The following is a 17081-nucleotide window of genomic DNA, read 5'->3' as shown; positions in this document are numbered from 1 at the left end:
CCGGCCCAGGCCCACTTCGGCTAAAATAGCCCGGTTTTTCACGTACTTACAAGGCGTGCTCCGCAGTCGTACGAGCGCGCCTTTTTCGCTTGATCGGCCCTGAATGGATCACATACGCAACTTCTCGATTATTGCCCACATCGACCATGGCAAGTCGACGCTCGCCGATCGCATCATCCAACTGTGCGGCGGCTTGTCCGACCGCGAAATGGAATCGCAAGTGCTCGACTCGATGGATCTCGAGCGCGAGCGCGGCATCACCATCAAGGCGCAAACGGCCGCGCTCCACTATCGGGCTCGCGACGGCAAGATCTACAACCTGAACCTCATCGATACCCCGGGCCACGTCGACTTCTCCTATGAAGTCAGCCGCTCGCTCTCGGCGTGCGAGGGGGCGCTGCTCGTCGTCGACGCGAGCCAAGGCGTCGAGGCGCAGACGGTCGCCAATTGCTACACCGCGATCGAACTGGGCGTCGAAGTCGTGCCGGTGCTCAACAAGATCGATCTGCCTGCGGCCAACCCCGAGAACGCGATCTCCGAGATCGAGGACGTCATCGGCATCGACGCCGCCGACGCCGTGCGCTGCAGCGCGAAGACGGGCCTGGGCGTCGAAGACGTGCTCGAAGCGCTGATCGTGAAGGTGCCGCCGCCCAAGGGCGATCCGGCCGCGCCGTTGCAGGCGCTCATCATCGATTCGTGGTTCGACAACTACGTCGGCGTCGTGATGCTCGTGCGCATCGTGAACGGCACGCTGCGCCCGAAAGACAAGATCAAGCTGATGGCCACGGGCGCGCAGTTCCCGGTCGAGCACATCGGCGTGTTCACGCCGAAGTCGAAGGACCTGGAGCAACTCGCGGCGGGGCAGGTGGGCTTCATCATCGCCGGTATCAAGGAACTCACGGCGGCAAAGGTGGGCGATACGGTCACGCTCGCCTCGCGCCCGGCGCAAGAGCCGCTGCCCGGCTTCAAGGAAGTCAAGCCGCAAGTGTTCGCGGGGCTTTATCCCGTCGAGGCCAATCAATACGACGCGCTGCGCGAATCGCTCGAAAAGCTCAAGCTCAACGACGCGTCGCTGCAATACGAGCCCGAGGTGTCGCAAGCGCTGGGTTTCGGCTTTCGCTGCGGTTTTCTCGGCCTCTTGCACATGGAGATCGTGCAGGAGCGGCTCGAGCGCGAGTTCGACATGGACCTCATCACGACGGCGCCTACCGTCGTGTACGAGGTCGTGCAGCGCGACGGCACGACGATCATGGTCGAGAACCCGGCGAAGATGCCCGATCCGTCCAAGATCGAGGAGATTCGCGAGCCGATCGTCACCGTGAACCTGTATATGCCGCAGGACTATGTCGGTTCGGTCATCACGCTCTGCACGCAAAAGCGCGGCAACCAGATCAACATGCAGTATCACGGCCGCCAGGTTCAGCTCACCTACGAGATCCCGATGGCCGAGATCGTGCTCGACTTCTTCGACCGGCTCAAATCGGTGTCGCGCGGCTATGCGTCGATGGATTACGAGTTCAAGGAATATCGTCCGTCCGATGTCGTCAAGGTCGATATGCTCATCAACGGCGACAAAGTCGATGCATTGTCCGTCATCGTCCACCGGACGCAGTCGCAATACCGCGGCAGGGAAGTGGCGGCCAAGATGCGCGAGATCATTCCGCGCCAAATGTACGACGTCGCGATTCAGGCCGCCATCGGCGCGCACATCATCGCGCGAGAAAACATCAAGGCGCTGCGCAAGAACGTGCTCGCCAAGTGTTACGGGGGCGACATCACGCGTAAAAAGAAGCTGTTGGAAAAGCAAAAAGAAGGCAAGAAGCGAATGAAGCAGGTCGGGTCCGTCGAGATTCCGCAAGAGGCTTTCCTCGCTATCTTGCGCGTCGAAGACAAATAACAGGACCTCTACTACATGAACTTTGCGCTGATTCTTTTTGTGCTCGTCGTGTTGACGGGCATCGCGTGGGTTGCCGATAAATTGGTGTTTCTGCCGCAACGACGGCGAGCGGCCGACGCCGCCGTCGACGAGTTCGACCGGCAACAGGCCCGCATCGGCGAGCGCTTCGCCGACGAAAATGCGCCGCAAACGCGCGCGCGGCTGCGCGACGAGAAGCTGCGCCAGCCCTGGTGGCTCGAATACACCGCCAGTTTCTTCCCCGTCATCCTCGTCGTATTCCTGGTGCGCTCGTTCGTGGTCGAGCCGTTCAAGATCCCGTCGGGCTCGATGGTGCCCACGCTGCTCGTCGGCGATTTCATCCTCGTCAACAAATTCGAGTATGGCCTGCGCCTGCCGATCACCGATACGAAGATCACGCAGGGGCGAGCGCCGCAACGCGGCGACGTCGTCGTGTTCCGCTATCCGAAGGACGAATCGGTCGATTACATCAAACGCGTGGTCGGCGTGCCGGGCGACGTCGTCGCTTACGAGAACAAGCGCCTGACGATCAACGGCAAGAGCGTTGCCGAGACGCCGTTGCCCGATTACTTCGACGAAGAGCGCATCGGCTACGCCAAGCAGTTCGAGGAGTCGCTCGACGGGCGCAAGCATGGCATTTTGAACAATCCGGCCGTGCCGCCGTTCGTGATCGGCGCCGAAGACTATCCGTATCGCGACAACTGCTCGTACAACAGCGCGGGCGTCGTCTGCAAGGTGCCGCCAGGGCACTACTTCATGATGGGCGATAACCGCGACAATAGCGCCGACAGCCGCTACTGGGGCTTCGTGCCCGATCGCAACATCGTGGGCCGCGCGTTTTTCATTTGGATGAACTTCAGCAATCTGAAACGCATCGGTTCGTTCAACTGAGCGCAGACGGGCTGCGCTTGCGCGCCGCCTTCGCCCTCGTCGACGCTGACACACCCCCAGCTCGCTATGTTTTTCGCGCCTTACCCCCGCAAACCGTCGGGTAAGGCGCGCGCGTTATACTCTGCACATGCCGCTATCTCCGCTGGAAAGCCGGTTGCGCTACGAATTTCGCAATGCGGAATTGTTGCGCCAGGCGTTAACTCACCGCAGTCATAGTGCCTCGCACAATGAACGGCTCGAATTTTTGGGCGATTCCGTTCTAAATTGCGCGGTGGCTGCGCTTTTGTATCAGCGATTCGGCAAATTGGACGAAGGCGATCTGTCCCGCGTTCGCGCCAACCTCGTGAAACAGCAGTCGCTGTACGAGATTGCTCAGGCCCTCAATATCTCCGAGTCCCTCAGGCTTGGCGAAGGGGAACTGCGTAGCGGAGGCTTCCGGCGGCCGTCGATCTTGGCCGATGCGTTCGAGGCGATCCTCGGGGCGATCTTCCTCGACGGCGGCTTCGATGTCGCTCAGACCGTCATCAAGCGTTTGTACGTGCCGATCCTCGATCACATCGATCCGCGCACGTTGGGCAAGGACTCCAAGACGCTGCTGCAGGAGTATCTGCAAGGGCACAAGATCGCATTGCCCACCTATACGGTCGTGGCGACGCACGGTGCCGCTCACAATCAGCAGTTCGAGGTCGAATGCACGGTGCCCAAGCTCGAGGTGAAAGTATCGGGCTCGGGCGCGAGCCGGCGGGCCGCCGAGCAGGCCGCGGCGAAAAAGGCGCTGGACGAAGTCATGTTGTTGCAACCGGCGCTCGCAACGAAGCCCAAGCGCTCACGCGGTGCGCGGGCGGCCAAGGCGGGCGAGCCCGAGGTCGTGCCGGGCGTGAAGGGCATCCAAGCGGCGCTCGACCTCAGAGCGCCCGAGCGCAAGGCCGAGAAGGACAAAGCGGGCCGCAGCGAAGCCGCGAAAGCGGGTGCGGCGGCTGAAGCCGCCGAACGTAGCGCCGCGACCGTGCCGCCGGCCATGATTCGCGCGGCGCATGTCGAGCACAAGGGCGTGCCGCGTGCACAGGAAGCGCCCGCGAAGGCGGACGCGTCCGGTAAGGCCGAGGCTCAGTCGGCCAAGCCCGATGCGGCCCTTGCGAAGGTCGAGGAGCCGGCGGGCCGGGCCGAAGCGAAATCCGACGGCAAGCCCGATGTCATGTCCGACGCGCCCGCGCCGAAGCCGGACCTGAAGGCGGACACCCAAGGCAAGACCGAAGCGGGTGCCAGCGCGAAAACGTCGATGAGCGGCGGCGCCGTGTCAGGCGGCGAAGCGGAGCTGATCTCCGACATAGCCGGCGCCGCGCGTGCGCGCGCGCCGGAGCCCGATCACCCATGATCTCTTTAGCGTCCCCGGCGCCAAGCGTGCGCCGCGCCGCCTCTTCTCGAACCGCCTGTTCCGCATGATCGATACCCCCACTTCCTCCGGCTTTCGCTGCGGCATGGTCGCCATCGTCGGCCGCCCCAACGTCGGCAAATCGACGTTGATGAATGCGCTCGTCGGTCAGAAGATCAGCATCACCTCGCGTAAGGCGCAAACTACGCGTCATCGCATCACGGGGATCCACACGTTCGAGGATGCCCAGTTCATCTTCGTCGATACGCCGGGCTTTCAAACCCAGCACAGCGGCGCGCTCAACCGCTCGTTGAATCGCGCCGTCACCTCGACCCTGACGGCCGTCGACGCCGTGCTGTTCGTGATCGAAGCCGGCCGCTTCGGCCCCGACGATCAGAGGGTGCTCGATCTCGTTCCGCCCTCGGCACCGCTGCTGCTCGTCGTCAACAAGCTCGATCGGGTCAACGATAAAAAGACGCTCTATCCGTTCTTGCAGCGCATGGGCACGTTGCGCGAGTTCAAGGAGATCGTGCCGCTTTCGGCCAAGCGTGCCGAAGACGTCAAGCATTTGCTCGAGACGGTGAAGCCGTATCTGCCCGAGGGCGCCCCCATTTACGGCGAAGACGATCTGACCGACCGCAGCGAGCGTTTCCTCGCCGCCGAGATCCTGCGCGAAAAGGTGTTTCGCTGGACCGGCGATGAATTGCCGTACACGAGCACGGTGCTCATCGACAAGTTCGAAACGGAAGGACGCCTGCGCCGTGTCTTCGCGACGATCCTCGTCGACCGGGACGCTCACAAGGCGATGATCATCGGCCATAAGGGCGCGAAGCTCAAGCAGATCAGCACCGAAGCGCGCCTCGATATGGAGAGGCTCTTCGACGGTCCCGTCTATCTCGAAACCTTCATCAAAGTGAAGAGCGGCTGGGCCGACAACGAAGCCGGGCTGCGTGCCTATGGGTACGAATGATGGGATCCGCGACGAGGCGGTGACGCTTCACCGCGTCGGCGACGAAACCGACGAGCACGCCGATCGGCGCAGCGCGGCCAAGCGCCGCGCCGTGCCGGCAAGATCGGCTTCGACCGAGCCTGACGCGAAGGAGCGTCGACGCGCGCGTCGAGTGGACGCGAACGCGGGTGAGGAGGGCATGCCGGCGCCCGAGCGCCGCATAGCCCGCGAGCCGTCGCATCGCATTGCGGAGCAGCCGGCCTTCGTTCTTCACAGTTACGCTTATCGCGAGACGAGTCTCGTCATCGACGTCTTCTCTCGCGACCACGGCCGCCTGGCGCTCGTCGCGAAAGGCGCGAAGCGCCCGCACTCGGCGTTGCGCGGCGTGTTGCAGACGTTTCAGCCGTTGTCGATGTCGTGGTCGGGCAAATCGGAGATGCGCACGTTGACCGGGGCCGAGTGGGTGGGCGGCATGCTGCCGTTGACGGGCGACGCGCTGCTCTGCGGCTTTTACGTCAATGAATTGCTCGTGAAGTTCTGCGCGCGCGAAGACGCCCATCCGCAATTGTTTCATCACTACGTCGTCACCCTGACGCGGCTCGCGCACGAGGAACCGCCCGTGCAGGTCCTGCGTTCGTTCGAGCGGGTGCTGCTGCGCGAGACAGGCTACGCCATGGCGCTCGATCGCACCGTGGCGCGCAAACCGGTGACGCCCGAAGGTCGTTATGTGTTCGACCCCGAGCGCGGCGTGCGCGAGGCCGTGAGCGAGTTGCCCGCGCACTGGCCTGTCGTGTCGGGGCAGACGTTGCTCGACATGGAGCGGGACGATTACCATCGTGCCCAGACCGTCGCGCAAAGCAAAACGCTGATGCGCTTCCTACTCAACACTTATCTTGGCGGTGCGCCGCTCGCCACCCGACAAATTCTTCTCGATCTGCAGAACCTATGAGCTTCTTTTTGACGTCGCCGACCGTCATCGAACTCGGCGTCAACATCGACCACGTCGCCACCCTGCGCAACGTGCGCGGCACGCGCTACCCGGATCCGATTCGTGCAGCGCTTGCCGCCGAGGCGGCAGGCGCCGACGCGATCACGCTGCATTTGCGCGAAGACCGTCGTCATATCGTCGACGCCGACGTGCATTCGCTGCGCACGCAACTGTCCACGCGGATGAACCTCGAGTGCGCAGTCACCCGGGAAATGCTCGATATCGCCTGTGCGGTGCGCCCTCACGATATTTGCCTCGTGCCGGAAAAACGTGAGGAACTGACGACCGAAGGCGGGTTGGACGTGACGGCCCACTTCGAAGCCGTCCGCGCCGCTTGCCGGCAACTGGCCGATGCCGGTTCGCGCGTATCGCTCTTCATCGATGCCGACGAGGCCCAGATTCGTGCGGCGCACGAAGCGGGCGCGCCCGTCATCGAACTGCACACGGGGCGCTACGCCGATGCGCACGACGAAGCCGAGCAGCGGAGCGAGTACGAGCGCATCGTGCGCGGAGTGGAATTGGGCGTGTCGCTCGGCCTGAAGGTCAACGCCGGCCACGGCCTGCATTACACGAACGTGCAGCAGATTGCAGCCATCGAAGGCATCGTCGAATTGAACATCGGCCACGCGATCGTCGCGCATGCGATCTTCGTTGGGTGGGATAACGCGGTGCGCGAGATGAAGGCCATTATGGTGGCCGCGCGTCTTGGCGCGACGCACTGACCACATACGGCATACGCATGGCGATCTACGGAATCGGCACCGACATCGTTCAAGTGAGCCGCGTCGCGGCAGTGATGTCGCGCACGAACGGGCGCTTCGCCGAGAAGGTGCTAGGCGCGGACGAACTGCGCGTCTACCACGCGCGCAACACGCGCTCACAGGCGCGCGGTCTCGCGTTTCTGGCGACGCGGTTTTCGGCCAAGGAGGCATTCTCCAAAGCGATCGGGCTCGGTATGCATTGGCCGATGACCTGGCGCGCGCTGCAAACGCTGAACGAGGCGAGCGGCAAACCCGTGGTGAAGGCCTCGGGTGAACTGGCCGAATGGCTCGCGACCCGAGGCATCACGGCGCGCGTGAGCATCAGCGACGAGCGCGATTACGCCGTGGCGTTCGTCATCGCCGAAACGCAGGCGGCGACGCCCGCAACCTGACCGAGCGGCCCTCACCCGGGACGGTGGGTGCCGCGCATTCGGCCCTCGACACTTCGTCTTTTTCCTTTCCCATTCTTCGATGAAAAAATCTATCGGACCGGTGATGCTCGACGTCAAGGGGCCCGTGCTCGCTGACGACGACCTACGCCGCTTATCGCACCCGATGACCGGCGGCGTGATTTTGTTCGCGCGTCACTACGAGAGCCGGGAGCAACTGATCGCGCTGACCGATGCGATTCGGGATGTGCGCGACGATCTGCTGATCGCCGTGGATCACGAGGGCGGGCGCGTGCAGCGCTTTCGCACCGATGGCTTCACGGTGCTGCCGGCGATGCGACGCCTTGGCGAGCTGTGGGATCGCGACGTGCTGCTGGCGACCAAGGTCGCCACGGCGACGGGCTACGTGCTTGCCTCCGAATTGCGCGCGTGCGGCGTGGACCTCAGTTTCACGCCCGTGCTCGACCTCGATTACGGGCGGTCGGCGGTGATCGGCGATCGTGCGTTTCACCGCGACCCGCGCGTCGTGACGCTGCTTGCCAAGAGTTTGAACCATGGCTTGGCGCTGGCCGGCATGAGCAACTGCGGCAAGCATTTTCCGGGGCATGGCTTCGCCTCGGCTGATTCGCACGTGGCGTTGCCGGTGGACGAGCGCGACCTCGATGTCATCCTGCGCGAGGATGTCATGCCCTACGACTGGCTCGGCATGGCGCTCGCATCCGTCATTCCGGCCCATGTGATCTACTCGAAAGTCGATGCGAAGCCCGCGGGATTTTCACGCATTTGGCTCCAGGACATCTTGCGCGGCAAAGTGGGTTTCACCGGCGCGATCTTCAGCGACGACTTGTCGATGGAAGCGGCGCGGGCGGGCGGCACGTTGACGCAGGCGGCGCAGGCGGCGCTTCAGGCCGGTTGCGATATGGTGCTCATATGCAATCAGCCCGACGCCGCAGGGGCGGTGCTCGACGAATTGAGATATACGCCGTCGAAGGAAAGCGTGCGCAGGATCAAGCAACTGCGCCCGCGGGGTTCCGCGCCGACCTGGCGCAAATTGGCCGGCCGGCCGACGTATCGAGACGCCCTGGCCCTACTGCGCGCGACTTTGCGCTAGGGCTCGCGAAGAAACGCCGTGTGCGACGCGATGGGCTGTGTGCGGCGCCGGGTGCGCGAGACGTCCGAGCGCGCGGCGGGCGAGCGGCTGGCCGCGCCACGTCGCGCCCGCGTGCTCTGTCTCAGGCCATCTTCATCCGTTGCAGCTTGTTGTAGAGCGTCTTTGGACTAATGCCGAGCAGCGTGGCGGCGCGGTGACGCGTGCCGCCCACGGCGTCTAGCGTGGCGCGAATCAACAAATCCTCCACGTCGGACAGCGGCGTGCCGACGGTGACTTGCACACTGCCTCCATTCAAACGCCGCCCGGTCGATCCGTTGGTTTCGTCGGCGCGTAGCGAATCGACGATTTCGCCCGACGCGTTATAGGCGCGCCGCACGCGTTCGTGCAATTCACGTACGTTGCCGGGCCAATCGTAGGTCAGGCACTCGCGTACGAGATTCGGCCCGATGCGCTTGTTCACCGTGGCGAGCCCGCTCGCGTTGATTTCACGGTTGAGCTCGTCGACAAGCGCCTCCGCAATCAGCACGGCATCGTCGTCGCGCTCGCGCAGAGGCGGTAGCGCGACCGATGCCGCGTCCAGCCGCAGCCATAGATCCTCGCGCAAGATGCCCTGCGCGACGGCGTCGCGGGCCGGCTTGCGCGAAGCGGCAACGATGCGGCAATCGACGCTGACTTGATTGCTGCCGCCCACGCGCATGTAGGTTTGCGAATCGAGTGCACGCAGTAGCGCTTCTTGCTGCGGCAATGGCAGCTCGGCAATTTCGTCCAAGAAGAGGGTGCCGCCCGCCGCTTGCTCGAACAGGCCCGGCTCGCGTCGCTCGATGGCGGGGATGGCGCTTTCCTGGCCGAACAGCATGCTGTCGAGCCCCCGCTCGCTGGCAGGATCCCGAGCGAACGCACGGCAGTCGAACACCACGAACGGACCTTTGCGGCGACGGCTCATCTCATGCAGCGTGCGGGCCGCGACTTCCTTGCCGGTCCCGGCTTCTCCGCAGATGAGCACGGCGGACTCGGTGGGCGCAAGCCGTTCGATGGAATCGTAGACATGTTGGATCGCATTGCTGCGGCCGATCATCGGCCCGAAGCGGCCCAACCGGCGCAACGTCGTGCGCAGCGTTTGCACTTCCTCGGTCAGCTCGTACGGACGGGGGATGCGCGCAAGCAAGCTGCGCAGACGCGGGATATTGACGGGCTTGAGCAGATAATCCCAAATCCCGTGGCGTAAGCCTTCGATGGCGCTTTCGACCGTTGCGTTGCCTGTCATGACGATGACGGGAACGACACCGTCCGGTTGAGCCGGCAAATTGTGCAGTAGCTCGAGCCCGCTACCGTCGGGCAAATTGAGGTCGATCAACACGACATCGGGGATGAAGCGCGTCAGCGCAGCGCGTGCCTCCGCAAGCGTGGCGGCGGTGTCGACGGAAAAGCCGTCCGCGGCGACGATAGCGTTGAGGCCGGACAAGCTATTGGGATCGTCTTCGACAATCAGGGCATGTGGCATGGCTGGCGTAATCAATCAAGGAGTCGAGAGCCCGTCGGCGCCGTGTAAAAAAACGCCATGCACGGAAAACGCCTTTCGACGGCGAAACAGGCGGCGTAAGCAAAGCATATCGCGTGCCAGATCATTCTCCTTTTTAGAACAAGTACTTGCGGGCGTCACTCGGCAAGAGCGGCCGTACCGGCCACGCGATAGTGCAAAAACGACCGGTAAAGATTGCTCAACCATACACTACTCATACGAAAAAAAAAGCGCCCCGTGGGGCGCCTTCAGTCGGCATAACGTGCCGCATACGCCCAGCGAGGGCGTGCGCGGTAGGTCGGTTACGCGCGGCTACGGTATTCGTCGGTACGAGTATCGATTTCGATCTTGTCGCCGATGTTGCAGAACAGCGGGACTTGCAGTTCGAAGCCCGTGTTGATCTTCGCGGTCTTGAGCACCTTGCCCGACGACGTATCGCCCTTCACCGCCGGTTCCGTGTACGTGATTTCGCGCACGAGCGTGGTGGGCAACTCGACGGAAATGGCCTTCTCGTTGTAGAACACCACTTCGCAAGGCATGCCGTCTTCGAGGTAGTTGAGCGCGTTGCCCATCAACTCGGCTTCGACTTCGAACTGGTTGTAGTCGGCATCCATGAAGACGTACATGGGATCTGCGAAGTACGAATACGTGACTTCCTTGCGATCGAGCACGACGACGTCGAACTTGTCGTCCGCCTTGTACACCGATTCCATGCCTGCGCCGGTCAGCAGGTTCTTCAGCTTCATCTTGACGACGGCGGCGTTACGGCCCGATTTGTTGTACTCGGTCTTTAGCACGACCATGGCGTCGTTGCCGATCATCACGACGTTGCCCGTGCGCAGTTCCTGTGCAATCTTCATAAAAAAACGATCCTATGCGAATAAGGTGGTTGATCTGTTGCTCAACGGCATCGACATCGATCGTTTAATCAGTCCCGCATTGCCGATGTTTCTCAATGCTTCTCAATGCGCTAAGCCGTCGGATAACCGTTTATTTTAACTGAGATTGGGCGAATTCGGCTAGGTTGCCGGCTAGGTCCCCCACGGACGCGAGTTCCTCCGCCCATTGGTCGGCGCGCGCTCGAAGGGCTTCCCGATGGCGCCAAAAGTCGCTCCAATCGGGCGCGTCGGCGCCGTTCCATGCATGCCAAAAGCGGCCGAGCGCCGCACGCGCCGGCGCCGGCAGCGCCGCCGCATAGTGCGACAGAGCGGCGTCCAGTTTGGGCAAATGCGCCGCGTCGGCTTGCGGATAGATATGCCAGACGAAGGGCCGGTGCGCCCATTGAGCGCGGACGAAGGAATCTTCGCCACGCACGAAGTTGACGTCGCTCGCCCATAGCAGGCGGTCGAATTCGGGCTGTGGCCGAAACGCCAACGAATGCGCGCGCAAGTTGCCGCGCTCGGCATGGGTCCCCGCGCCGAACCGCGAGGCGCCGAAAAAGCGGGCGAGCGCGCCCGAGATGCGTCCTTCGGGCGCAAGCAACGCGATCGGCTCGGGCCCATCGCGCCACTGCTCCAATAAGCCATCGATGGCCGGGTTTTCGTAGCAGAACAGGGAAATGACGGTCGTATCCGGATCGGGACGCGGCGCTCCGGTGGCCTGTCGCCACCAGGCGTTGCGCGCGTCTTCGGAGGTTTCGAAGGCGACGCGCTCGGCATCGAGCGTGCGTTCCTTCACGACGCCGCCGGTGCCGGGGCCGAGGCCGGGAAAGAAGAACGTTTTGGTGAGCGCATGGCGCGGGTGCGGCGACGGTTTCAGGTGATAGTCGGCCACCCAGTCTTCGGCGCTCAAATAGTCGAGATTGAGCCAAACCGGCGCCCGAACGCGGCGGGCCATGGCCGCGACGTAAGCGGGCGGCAGTTCGCAGGCGAAAGCTTCGATCACGATATCGGGCACGGCGATCGGGTCGCCCGCGTGCGCCATCTCGCCCCAATGTTCGACGACGATGCCCTCGACGCGCTGCCGCGGGAGCCCGACGTCCAGCGTGGGGCAAAGCCGCGTGAAGGTATGCAGATCGTCGACGAGCAAGCGCATTTGCCACCCGTACTCGGCGGCAAGCTGTCGCGCCAGGCGCCAACATACGCCGACGTCGCCGAAATTGTCGATGACGGCGCAAAACAGGTCGCAGGCAATCGTGTCGGGGCGAGCGGGACTCATGGCGCGGGCAACGGGCGAGGGTGGGCGAGCAGACCGTGAAACCGCGCGAAGCGCGATGCGCCGGACGGCGCGAACCGTTGCGCAAATGGTCTAAACTGGCGATTCTAAAGCACGCCGCCACTAGCCGTGCGGCGTTTCGCCTCCTATACGCATGACCGATTCCCACACTCCGAAGCCGCCTTTCGAACCGAAGAAGCTCCTAGCCCAATTGCCGCACCTGCCGGGCGTGTACCGTTATTACGACGCGCAGGACAGCGTGCTCTACGTCGGCAAGGCGCGGGATCTGAAAAAGCGCGTGTCGAGCTACTTCACGAAGACGCAACTGTCGCCGCGCATCGCGATGATGATCACGCGCATTGCGCGAATCGAAACCACGGTGACGCGCTCGGAGGCCGAGGCGCTGCTGCTCGAGAACAATCTGATCAAAGCGCTGGCGCCGCGCTACAACATCCTGTTTCGCGACGACAAGTCGTACCCGTATTTGAAGCTGACGGGGCATCGCTTTCCGCGCATGGCCTACTACCGCGGCGCGGTCGACAAAAAGAACCAGTACTTCGGGCCGTTTCCGAGCGCGTGGGCCGTACGCGAAAGCATTCAGATCCTGCAGCGCGTGTTCCAACTACGCACTTGCGAAGACTCGGTGTTCAGCAATCGGACGCGGCCCTGCCTGCTGCATCAGATCGGCCGATGCACCGCACCGTGCGTGGGCGCGATCGGCGAGGAGGACTACGCGCGCGACGTTGCGAATGCTTCGCGCTTCCTGCTCGGGCGGCAGAGCGAGGTGATGAAGGAGCTCGAAGCCAAAATGCATGCGTTCGCGGCCGAACTGAAGTTCGAGCAGGCTGCAGCCGTGCGCAATCAGATGAGTTCGCTTTCCACGGTGCTGCACCAGCAAGCGATCGAGGTTGGGGGCGATAGCGATGTCGACATTCTCGCTGTCGTAGCGCAGGGGGGACGCGTCTGCGTGAATCTCGCCATGGTGCGCGGCGGGCGGCATCTGGGCGACAAAGCGTACTTCCCCGCGCATCTCGAAAGCGCCATTGCAGTCGACGAAGCGGCTTTGGACGAGGCGTGGGAGGGCGAGACCGAAGGCCTGGAGGGGGTGCAGCCGGCGCACGCTTCGACGGTGAGCGAGGCAGCGATAGAAGCGCAGGCGCCGCTCGAGGGGCGGACGACCGACGCTGCGCAGGCCGAGCAAGCTCAGACCGAACAAGCTCAGACCGAGCAAGCGAATCGTCTTCATTCCGGCATCGAGACCGAAGTGCTCGAAGCGTTCATCGCCCAGCACTATCTTGGCAATCGAATTCCACCCGTGCTCGTCGTGAGTCACGCGCCCGCCAATCGCGAGCTGGTCGATCTGCTTGCCGAGCAGGCCGGCCACAAAGTCAGCTTCGTGCGCCAGCCGCAAGGGCAACGACGCGTCTGGCTGGCGATGGCCGAGCAAAACGCCCGGCTCGCGCTGACGCGCTTGTTGTCCGAGCGCGGATCGCAGCAGGCGCGCACGCGCGCGCTGGCCGACGTGTTGAACATGGAGTGCGACGACCTCGCGCATTTGCGCATCGAATGCTTCGACATCAGCCATACGATGGGCGAAGCAACTCAAGCGTCTTGCGTCGTCTACCGCGACCATAAAATGCAGCCGGGCGAGTATCGCCGCTACAACATCACCGGCATCACGCCAGGCGACGACTATGCCGCCATGCGCCAGGTGCTTACGCGGCGCTACGAAAAGCTGGTGGAACTCGCTGCGAGCAATGCCGACGCGCGCGCGAGCGAGCCGCAGCCGAAAGCCGGGGCCGATCCGGATCTAGCGGCGGGTTCGCCTGAACCGGTGGCCGCGGCGGGCGCATTGCCCAACATCGTGCTGATCGACGGCGGGAAAGGGCAGGTCGAGGTTGCCCGGCAGGTCTTCACCGAACTTGGCCTCGATCGTTCGATGCTGGTGGGCGTCGCCAAAGGCGAGGGTCGCAAGGTCGGCCTCGAAACGCTCGTCTTCGCCGATGGCCGCGCGGCGCTCGAACTCGGCAAGGAAAGCGCCGCACTGATGCTCGTCGCGCAGATCCGCGACGAAGCGCACCGTTTCGCGATCACGGGGATGCGCGCGAAACGGGCGAAGGCACGTCAAACGTCGCGGCTCGAAGAACTCGAGGGCATCGGCGCGAAACGGCGGCAGCGTCTGCTCGCGCGCTTCGGTGGGCTGCGCGGCGTGGTCGCGGCGAGCGTGGAGGACCTGGCGAGCGTCGAAGGCATTTCGCGCTCGCTGGCCGAGCAGATCTACCGGCAACTGCATTGAGCCACCGGCCGGGCGCCGCCGAGGGTACGATCCCGGGTCGAATGAGACATTCCTCTGCCGGCGCAGGCCCGGAACCGGCATGAATGGGCTGTCGCGGTGGCGCTTGGCTTGTGGCGGGTACGGCGACGCGGCACAATGGCGTCTCCCTAGACCGGTTCCTCACTCCAACGCCCGCACTCGTCCATGCCGTTCAACTTTCCGATCTTTCTGACATGGCTGCGGATCGTGCTGATTCCGCTCGTCGTCGGCGTCTTCTACGTCCCCGATTCGATGATGAGCTCCGTCGATCGCAACATGGCGGCGGCGGCGATCTTCGTCCTGGCCGCGCTGACCGATTGGTTCGACGGGTTTCTTGCACGCAAGTGGAATCAGACTTCGGCGTTCGGCGCGTTTCTCGATCCGGTCGCCGATAAGCTGATGGTGACCGCGGCGCTGCTCGTGCTCGTGCAACTGTCGCGCATCGAAGCGGCGATCGCGCTCGTGATCGTCGGCCGGGAGATCGCCATTTCCGCGTTGCGCGAGTGGATGGCGCATATCGGCGCGTCCAAGAGCGTCGCCGTCAACCAACTAGGCAAGTTCAAGACGGCGTGCCAGATGATCGCGATTCCCATGCTGCTCTATTACGGCAGGATCCCGTTCGGCTCGTCGTTCGCCATCGATACGCGCGTGTGGGGCATCTGGCTCATCTACCTCGCCGCCGTGCTCACGATTTGGTCGATGCTCTATTACATGAAACTCGCGTGGCCGCAAATCCGCGAACGCGGCGGCGCGCAGTGATCGCGGGAAGCGTTATTCGCGCGGCGCCGTTCTTTATCTATCGGTCTTCGTCCGGAAATTCGCTCGAAACGGCGCGCGCCACTTCTTCGACGACGCTCGCCCATTGACCCGGCGCGGGTTGCCGCACTAGCCGCGCACTCGGGTACCAGGGGCTGCGGTCGGTGCTCGTGAACCAGCGCCAGTCCGCCGCGAAAGGGAGCATGAGCCACAGCGGCTTGCCCAGTGCGCCGGCGAGGTGGGCGATCGACGTGTCGATCGAGACGACGGCGTCGAGTTTATCGACGATAGCGGCGGTATCGGCGAAATCGCGGATACGGGCGTCGAGACGGTGAAGCGACGCGGTGCGCGCGTGCAGATCGAGCGAGCGCCGATCGTCGTCGCTCAAATTCGGCTGCAGCACGAGCCAATCGATGCCTGGCAACGCGAACAGCGGGGCAAGCGTCGCCACCGGCATGGCGCGGTTTTCCTGTGCTTGGATGCGGCCCGACCAGGCCAAGCCGATCTTCACCTTCGCATGCCCGCCGAGCGAACCGCGCCAATGGCGGCGGTAGGCGGCGGGGACCTCCAAGTAGCGGCGAGCGCAGGGCAATGTCTCGAGCCGCGTTCCCAGCGCGAGCGGCAGGCTCAGCAAAGGGCAATGCAAGTGCGCTTGCGGCGCCGGCTCGCCCGTGATGCCCAATGTAACGCCCCATGCGTTCGCGAGGGGCGCCACGAGCGGGGCGAGTTCGCGCTGCACCGTCAGCATGACGCGGCCGGCGCGCGCTTGCGCAAGCGGCACGAAGCGCAGAAATTGGAGCGTATCGCCGAAACCTTGCTCCGCTTCGATCCACAGTGTTTTCGTGGGGATCGGCTCGCCGCGCCAGCGCGGTAGGGCTGCCCCCTCCGCCGCCGCGTGCTCGTTCGCTGCCGCTGCGGCTGCGATCTCGAGCCGCGATTCGTAGGCGGGCAAGCCTCGGGCAAGATCGCCCAGCGTCAACAAGGTAAGCGCCCGATTCAATTGCGCCGAAGCGAGGTCCGGACGCAGCCGCAGCGCCTGATCGAATGCGCGCAGCGCCGCCTCGTGTGCGCCCAGCGCGTGGTGCGCATTGCCCAGGCCTAGCCAGGCCAGAGCCAACCGTGGGTCGAGGCCGACGGCGCGTTCGTAGCGGGCGATCGCTTCTTCGTGCCGGCCAAGCGCCGCCAGTGCATTGCCCAGCCCCAGCAACGCGGGCGGGAACGCGGCCTGTAATGCCAGTGCCGCCTCGAATGCCGCGGCGGCCTGCGCATGAAGACCCACGGCGTCGAGCGTATTGCCAAGGTTGAAATGCGCGGCGACATAGCGCGGCTCGGCAGCCAGAGCAGCGCGAAAATGCGTGATCGCCTCATCTGCGCGCCCGAGCGCCGCCAGCGCCATGCCGAGGTTGTTGTGCGCCCCCGCGTGGCCCGGGCGCAGCGCCAGCGCCCGCGAGAATGCAGCGATCGCCTCTTCGGTCCGGCCCAACGCGTGCAGCGCGTTACCAAGGTTGTTGTAGGTCGATGCGTCGTTCGGTTGCAGCCGCAACGAACGGTCGAACGCGTCGACGGCATCTTCGTGGCGCCCTGCCTGTGCGTAGGCATTGCCCAGGTTGTAATGGGCCAGCGGAAATTCGGGGGCAAGCGAGAGGGCATTGCGAAAGCGCTCGATTGCGCCGTCGAGGCGCCCGAGCGCCTTCAGCGCATTGCCGAGGTTCAGTTGCAGGGCCGCATCGCCAGGGCGCAGCGCTACCGCGCGACCGACGAGCTCGGCCGCTTCTTCGTGCCGCCCTTGCTGGTGGCGGAGCACCCCCAGCAGATGGAGGGCGTCGGTGTGGACGGGGTCGGCCTCGATCGCCGCGCGATAGTCGCGCTCGGCATCGGCGAGGCGTCCGTCACGATGCGCCGCATAGGCGCGCGCGAACAAGGATTCCATGACGGCAGGCAATTGCGCAAACGCAACATTGT

At 64.0% G+C, this 17081-nt stretch carries 14 protein-coding genes; 10 read left to right on the top strand and 4 right to left on the bottom strand.

The window, feature by feature from the left end; all coding sequences use genetic code 11:
* Nucleotides 1-103: 103 nt before the first annotated feature.
* The 8 genes from lepA (at nt 104) to nagZ (ending at nt 8376) form a co-directional block, all read left to right on the top strand.
* A complete protein-coding gene (gene lepA / locus QQS38_RS03700; RefSeq protein WP_479643994.1) occupies nt 104-1897 on the top strand; it encodes a translation elongation factor 4 in 1794 nt (597 codons plus the stop codon).
* Between the two features lie 15 nt (nt 1898-1912).
* Nucleotides 1913-2806, top strand: a complete 894-nt coding sequence (lepB, locus tag QQS38_RS03695) for a signal peptidase I (protein WP_479643993.1) — start codon at nt 1913-1915, stop codon at nt 2804-2806.
* A gap of 127 nt (nt 2807-2933) precedes the next feature.
* Nucleotides 2934-4181, top strand: coding sequence for a ribonuclease III (gene rnc / locus QQS38_RS03690; RefSeq protein ID WP_479643992.1), 1248 nt, complete (start codon nt 2934-2936; stop codon nt 4179-4181).
* A gap of 103 nt (nt 4182-4284) precedes the next feature.
* Nucleotides 4285-5148, top strand: coding sequence for a GTPase Era (gene era, locus QQS38_RS03685; RefSeq protein ID WP_479644100.1), 864 nt, complete (start codon nt 4285-4287; stop codon nt 5146-5148).
* Entirely contained in the window at nt 5135-6076 is a 942-nt protein-coding gene (gene recO, locus QQS38_RS03680; RefSeq protein ID WP_479643991.1) for a DNA repair protein RecO, read from the top strand. The genes era and recO overlap by 14 nt, the downstream gene beginning before the upstream one ends.
* Entirely contained in the window at nt 6073-6837 is a 765-nt protein-coding gene (gene pdxJ / locus QQS38_RS03675) for a pyridoxine 5'-phosphate synthase (RefSeq protein ID WP_479643990.1), read from the top strand. Before recO ends, pdxJ begins: the two co-directional genes overlap by 4 nt.
* A 17-nt stretch (nt 6838-6854) precedes the next feature.
* Nucleotides 6855-7268: a holo-ACP synthase gene (acpS, locus tag QQS38_RS03670; RefSeq protein ID WP_479643989.1), complete on the top strand. Its 414-nt coding sequence runs from the start codon at nt 6855-6857 to the stop codon at nt 7266-7268.
* Nucleotides 7269-7347: 79 nt separating this feature from the next.
* Nucleotides 7348-8376, top strand: coding sequence for a beta-N-acetylhexosaminidase (nagZ, locus tag QQS38_RS03665; protein ID WP_479643988.1), 1029 nt, complete (start codon nt 7348-7350; stop codon nt 8374-8376).
* A 121-nt stretch (nt 8377-8497) separates the two neighbouring features.
* Here the strand turns inward: nagZ and QQS38_RS03660 are convergent, their stop codons facing one another.
* From QQS38_RS03660 to earP, 3 genes are all read right to left on the bottom strand, one after another.
* Entirely contained in the window at nt 8498-9877 is a 1380-nt protein-coding gene (locus QQS38_RS03660; protein WP_479643987.1) for a sigma-54-dependent transcriptional regulator, read from the bottom strand.
* A gap of 320 nt (nt 9878-10197) precedes the next feature.
* On the bottom strand, nt 10198-10755 hold the full coding sequence (efp, locus tag QQS38_RS03655; protein ID WP_479643986.1) for an elongation factor P: 558 nt from the start codon (nt 10753-10755) through the stop codon (nt 10198-10200).
* 130 nt (nt 10756-10885) lie between these two features.
* Nucleotides 10886-12052, bottom strand: a complete 1167-nt coding sequence (gene earP / locus QQS38_RS03650) for an elongation factor P maturation arginine rhamnosyltransferase EarP (RefSeq protein ID WP_479643985.1) — start codon at nt 12050-12052, stop codon at nt 10886-10888.
* Nucleotides 12053-12203: 151 nt separating this feature from the next.
* Here earP and uvrC point away from each other — a divergent pair, with 151 nt between their 5' ends.
* Together uvrC and pgsA are read left to right on the top strand one after the other, a co-directional pair.
* Nucleotides 12204-14345, top strand: a complete 2142-nt coding sequence (uvrC, locus tag QQS38_RS03645; RefSeq protein WP_479643984.1) for an excinuclease ABC subunit UvrC — start codon at nt 12204-12206, stop codon at nt 14343-14345.
* A gap of 183 nt (nt 14346-14528) precedes the next feature.
* Nucleotides 14529-15122, top strand: coding sequence for a CDP-diacylglycerol--glycerol-3-phosphate 3-phosphatidyltransferase (gene pgsA / locus QQS38_RS03640; protein WP_479643983.1), 594 nt, complete (start codon nt 14529-14531; stop codon nt 15120-15122).
* A gap of 37 nt (nt 15123-15159) precedes the next feature.
* Here the strand turns inward: pgsA and QQS38_RS03635 are convergent, their stop codons facing one another.
* Nucleotides 15160-17049: a tetratricopeptide repeat protein gene (locus QQS38_RS03635; RefSeq protein ID WP_479643982.1), complete on the bottom strand. Its 1890-nt coding sequence runs from the start codon at nt 17047-17049 to the stop codon at nt 15160-15162.
* Between the last annotated feature and the right edge of the window lie 32 nt (nt 17050-17081).

The sequence above is a fragment of the Trinickia sp. Z7 genome (genome assembly GCF_056498045.1).
This window is presented reverse-complemented; position numbering and strand designations above follow the sequence as displayed.